This is a genomic window from Burkholderia sp. WTPI3 (assembly GCF_021483755.1).
Taxonomy (GTDB): domain Bacteria; phylum Pseudomonadota; class Gammaproteobacteria; order Burkholderiales; family Burkholderiaceae; genus Burkholderia.
This window is the reverse complement of sequence record NZ_JAGIXF010000178.1, coordinates 1-4,652: the sequence shown is the minus strand read 5'-3', so window position 1 is coordinate 4,652 and position 4,652 is coordinate 1. Positions and strand designations below refer to the sequence as shown.

Sequence of the window (4,652 nt, the reverse complement as noted above, 5' to 3'; positions counted from 1 at the left end):
GGTCGCGCTGGCCGGCACGGTATTGCAGCGCCTGACCGGCAATCCGATGCGAGCCCGGACCTGCTCGGCGTGAGCGGCGGCGCGATGCTCGGGCTGCTGGTCGCCGCGCTCGGCGCGGGCGTGCCGTCCGCGCCGGTGTTGCTGGGCGGCGCATCGGCGGGCGCGCTCGCGTGCCTGGCGGCGATGGTCGCGTTCGGCCGTCGCGGCGGTTTCTCGCCCGACCGGATGCTGCTCGTCGGCATGGCGATCAGTGCGTTCTCGCAGGCCGTGATCGTGCTCGCGACCGCGCGTGGCGGCCTGCAGGCCGAACTGCTGCGCGCGCTGCTGTTCGGCTCGACCTACGTGGTTCTGCCGCAGACGGCGATCGCGGTCTGGATCTGCACCGTGGCGGCCGGCGTGCTCGCGTGGCTGGCGTTGCGCTGGCTCGACATCCTGCCGCTCGGCGCGGATGTCGCGAATGCGCTTGGCGTGCGCGCAAGCCATGCGCGCGCGGCGTTGTTCGCGGTGGCCGCGATCCTGACGGCGGGCGCGACGATCGTGATCGGGCCGATGTCGTTCGTCGGACTGATGGCGCCGCATTTCGCGCGGCTGCTGGGCTTCACGCGCGCACGCTCGCAATTGCCGATCGCGGCGCTCGTCGGCGGGTTGCTGATGGTTGCGGCCGACTGGCTCGGCCGCAACCTGCTGTTTCCGCAGCAACTGCCGGCCGGCATTCTCGCGACGCTGGTCGGCGGACCCTATCTGCTCTGGCTGTTGCGGCGATGAGGTCGACGCAACGCCGCATCTCCACTACAACTGATGGCGGCACGCCGCCCGTCGCGCGAGCGGCAGGGCGGCGTCGCACGTGCAAGGATTCCCCATGTCGCTGTTTCGTTTCCTGACCGGCAGTTTTCGCTGGACCCTGCCGCTCGCATTGCTGACGAGCCTCGCGAGCGGGATTGGCAATGCCGTGCTGATCGCGCTGATCAACCAGGCGCTCGGAGCGTCGGCCGAACGCCTCGTGGCGCTCGGCTGGCGCTTCGCGGCGGTCGTCGTCGCGGTGCTCGCCGCGCGCGCGGTGTCGCAGATGCTGTTCATGTCGCTCGGGCAGCGCGCGAAGGCGATGCTGCGCATGCGGACGATCCGCCGCATCGGCGATGCGGCGTACCCCGATCTCGAACGGCTCGGCAGCGCGAAATCGCTGTCGGTGCTCACGCAGGATCTCGACACGATCGTCGTGTTTTTCGTCAACCTTCCGACGATCGCGATGCAGGGTGCGGTGATCGCCGGCTGTCTCGCGTACCTCGGCTATCTGTCGTGGCAGATCCTGCTGTTCGCGGCCGTCACGATCGGGGTCGCGATGCTCGGCTTTCGCGTGGTCCAGGGGCGCGCGCTGACCGACCTGCGCGATTCGCGTCGACGGGAGGACGATCTCGTGCGCCACTTCCGCGCGCTGTTCGACGGCGCGAAGGAGCTGAAGCTGCATCGCGCACGCCGCGCCGCATTCGTCGACGAGATGCTCGCGCCGGGCGTCGAAGCCGTGCGCGTGCAGCGCACGCGCGGCTACATGCTGTATGCGGCCGCGGCGAGCTGGGGCAACCTGGTCCTGTTCGCATTCATCGGCCTCACGTTGTTCGTGCTTGCGCGCTGGTTCGAGATCGATGCGCGCGTCGCGTCGGGCTACGCGATGGTGTTCCTGTACATGATCATGCCGATCGAGGGGCTGCTTGCCGCGATTCCTTCGGTCAGCATCGCGCGCGTCGCGTTCGAGCGCATCGAGCAGCTCGATGCGGAACTGCCGCGCGAGCCGGTGGGCGGCGCGCGGCCCGTGCACGCGTTCGGGCGGATCGCGCTCGACGGCGTCACGCATCGCTATGTGCGCGACGGCGAAGCGTTCACGCTGGGGCCGATCGACCTGTCGTTCGCGCCGGGCGAAACGGTGTTCCTGATCGGTGGCAACGGCAGCGGCAAGACGACGCTCGCCAAGCTGATCACGGGCCTGTACGCGCCCGAAGGCGGGCGGATCCTGCTCGACGGCGAGCCGGTCGATGCGGCGTCGCGGGAGCGTTACCGGCACCTGTTCTCGGCCGTGTTCAGCGATTTCTTCCTGTTCGAACGACTGTTCGGCATCGACATGGCGTCGCGCCAGCGGGCGCGCGCACTGCTCGACGCGCTGCAGCTGTCGCACAAGGTGGCGGTCGACGGCGGCGCGTTTTCCACGCTCGAGCTGTCGCAGGGGCAGCGCAAGCGGCTCGCGCTGCTGGTCGCGTATCTGGAAGACCGGCCGTTCTACGTGTTCGACGAATGGGCTGCCGACCAGGATCCGCTGTTCAAGGATGTGTTCTACCGGCAATTGCTGCCGGAACTCAAGGCGCGCGGCAAGACCGTGCTGGTGATCTCGCACGACGACCGCTATTTCGCGCTGGCGGATCGCAGCGTGAAGCTCGACTACGGGCAGATCGTCGCGCAGTCCGCCACCGTGGCGCCGCATTCGACGGTATCTCCGACATGAATCCGATTGCTTCCGTACCGGCGCCTGCTCTCGCGCCGGATGTTTCCGCGGCCGTCGCGTCGCCGGCCCCGTTCTTCGCGCTCGAACGCGTGTCGTTCGAAGCGGCCGGTCGCGTGCTGCTGCATCCGGCCGATCTCGCATTCGCGCGCGGCAGCGTGGTCGGCCTGCTCGGTCACAACGGCTCGGGCAAGTCGACGCTGGTAAAACTGCTCGCGCGGCAGCAGCGGCCGTCGGCAGGCACGATTCGTCTGCAGGATCGCCCGCTCGATACCTGGGCCAGCCGGGCGCTGGCGCGTGCGGTCGCGTATCTGCCGCAGCATCTGCCCGCGACCGACGGGCTGACCGTGCGCGAGCTCGTCGCGCTGGGCCGCTATCCCTGGCATGGCGCACTGGGCCGATTCGGCGACGAGGATCGCGCGATGGTCGACGATGCGTTGCGCGCGATGGACGTCGCGGCATTCGCGGATCGGGCGGCCGACAGCCTGTCGGGCGGCGAGCGACAGCGCGCGTGGCTTGCGATGCTCGTCGCACAGCGCAGCGAATGCCTGCTGCTCGACGAGCCGATTTCCGCGCTCGACGTGCGGCACCAGATCGAGGTGCTCGCGCTCGTGCGTGCGCTGACGCTCGAACGCGGGCTCTGCGTGGTCGTCGTGCTGCACGACGTGAATCTCGCCGCGCGCTATTGCGACCGGCTCGTCGCGTTGCGACAGGGGCGCATCGTGGTCGAAGGGACGCCGGATGCGTTCATGCGCGATCACGTGTTGACCGACGTCTACGACATCCGGATGGGCACGGTCGCGCATCCGGTCGGGCAAGGCCGGATCGGGTTCGCGTATTAGGGCCTGTTGTCAGCGTACTCGCTGCGACGACGCCTGCGGCACATGGAATCCGGGGAGTTCGGGAAGCCGCTGCTCCATGAACTGCAGGAACGTGCGGGTCCTGAGCGGCAGATAGCGTCGCGATGCGTACACGAGATGCAGCGCGTGCGGCATGCTCATCTGCCATTTCGGCAGCAGCCGGACGAGTTGTCCGCCGTCGATCAGGTCCTGGACGAGCCATGCGGGCGCGCTGCCCATCGCGTTTCCCGCGAGGAAACATTCGCGCAATGCGAGCGAACTGTTGACGCGATACCGGCCGCGCATCGCGATGCTGATTTTCTCCGCGCCTCGGGTGAATTCCAGGTCGGTTCCGATATCGGCGCGCGCGTAGCCGACGTACTCGTGCTTCGCGAGGTCGGCCGGCCGGCGGATCGCGGGCGACTGCGCGACATAGCGCGGCGCGGCCACGAGCAGGCGCGGCGACGACGCGACGCAGCGCGCGATCGCGTCCGGCGGCAACGCGTGGCCGAGACGGATGGCCACGTCGACGCCTTCCTCGATCAGGTCGATCACGCGGTCGGTCAGATGCAGCTCGACTTCGATCTCCGGACAGGCCGCGAGGAATTCGAGCACGAGTGCATTCAGCCGCAGTTCGCCGAGCCCCGTCGGCGCGTTGACGACCAGCTTGCCGACTGGCCGCAGCGTCTGTCCGCGCACGTCGGCCACGGCGTTTGCGTATTCGTCGAGCACGCGCTTGCAGCGTTCGTAGAACCGCCGGCCTTCGTCGGTCGGCGCGACGTTCGTCGTCGACCGTTCGAGCAGCCGGACGCCCAGCGTTTTCTCGAACGCGGCGATGACCTTGCTGATCGTCGGCTGGCCGGTGCCTTCCTCGCGCGCGACGGCCGAGAAATTGCCCAGCTCGACGGTGCGCACGAAGAGACGCATGGAACGCAGCGAATCCATCTTATTCCTCCGTGGCATGACCCCTATTCGATTTAGACGTATTCCGTCTCGTTGGAGCATGACCTAAGGTTCGCGAACATTCAATCCCCGACGAGGAGTCGACATGAACGACGCAACGCAGTTTCCGGCGCTGGAAGGCGCGCACGTGGTGGTATTCGGCGGAAGCTCCGGAATCGGACTCGCTGCCGCGGCGGCTGTAAAGGCGCGCGGTGCCGCCGTAACGCTGGTCGGCCGCACCGCCGCGACGCTGGAGGCGGCCGCGCAGGCGATCGGCGGCGCGCGCACCGCGATCGCGGACATCGCCGACCGGGCCGCGGTGCAACGCGTATTCGCGACGATGACGCGGGTCGATCACCTGGTCGTCACGGCGGGGCGGTTCA

General features: G+C 68.6%; 5 protein-coding genes. 4 read left to right on the top strand and 1 reads right to left on the bottom strand.

The features are described from left to right. From J7024_RS36325 to J7024_RS36315, 3 genes are all read left to right on the top strand, one after another. Positions 1-765 (top strand): iron chelate uptake ABC transporter family permease subunit (locus tag J7024_RS36325; RefSeq protein ID WP_234745996.1); only part of this gene is annotated, 765 nt, incomplete at its 5' end. A 94-nt stretch (positions 766-859) separates the two neighbouring features. Then, positions 860-2,491: a cyclic peptide export ABC transporter gene (locus tag J7024_RS36320; RefSeq protein WP_124826344.1), complete on the top strand. Its 1,632-nt coding sequence runs from the start codon at positions 860-862 to the stop codon at positions 2,489-2,491. Beyond that, entirely contained in the window at positions 2,488-3,330 is an 843-nt protein-coding gene (locus tag J7024_RS36315; protein ID WP_124826343.1) for an ATP-binding cassette domain-containing protein, read from the top strand. Before J7024_RS36320 ends, J7024_RS36315 begins: the two co-directional genes overlap by 4 nt. A gap of 9 nt (positions 3,331-3,339) precedes the next feature. On the opposite strand, the gene J7024_RS36310 is transcribed toward J7024_RS36315, so the two are convergent. Then, positions 3,340-4,272 (bottom strand): LysR family transcriptional regulator, encoded by a 933-nt coding sequence (locus J7024_RS36310; protein WP_124826342.1) that lies wholly within the window; start codon positions 4,270-4,272, stop codon positions 3,340-3,342. A 103-nt stretch (positions 4,273-4,375) separates the two neighbouring features. Between J7024_RS36310 and J7024_RS36305 the strand changes: the two genes are divergently transcribed. Next, positions 4,376-4,652, top strand: a 277-nt coding sequence (locus J7024_RS36305; protein ID WP_234745995.1) for an SDR family NAD(P)-dependent oxidoreductase, incomplete at its 3' end; no start/stop codon positions are given.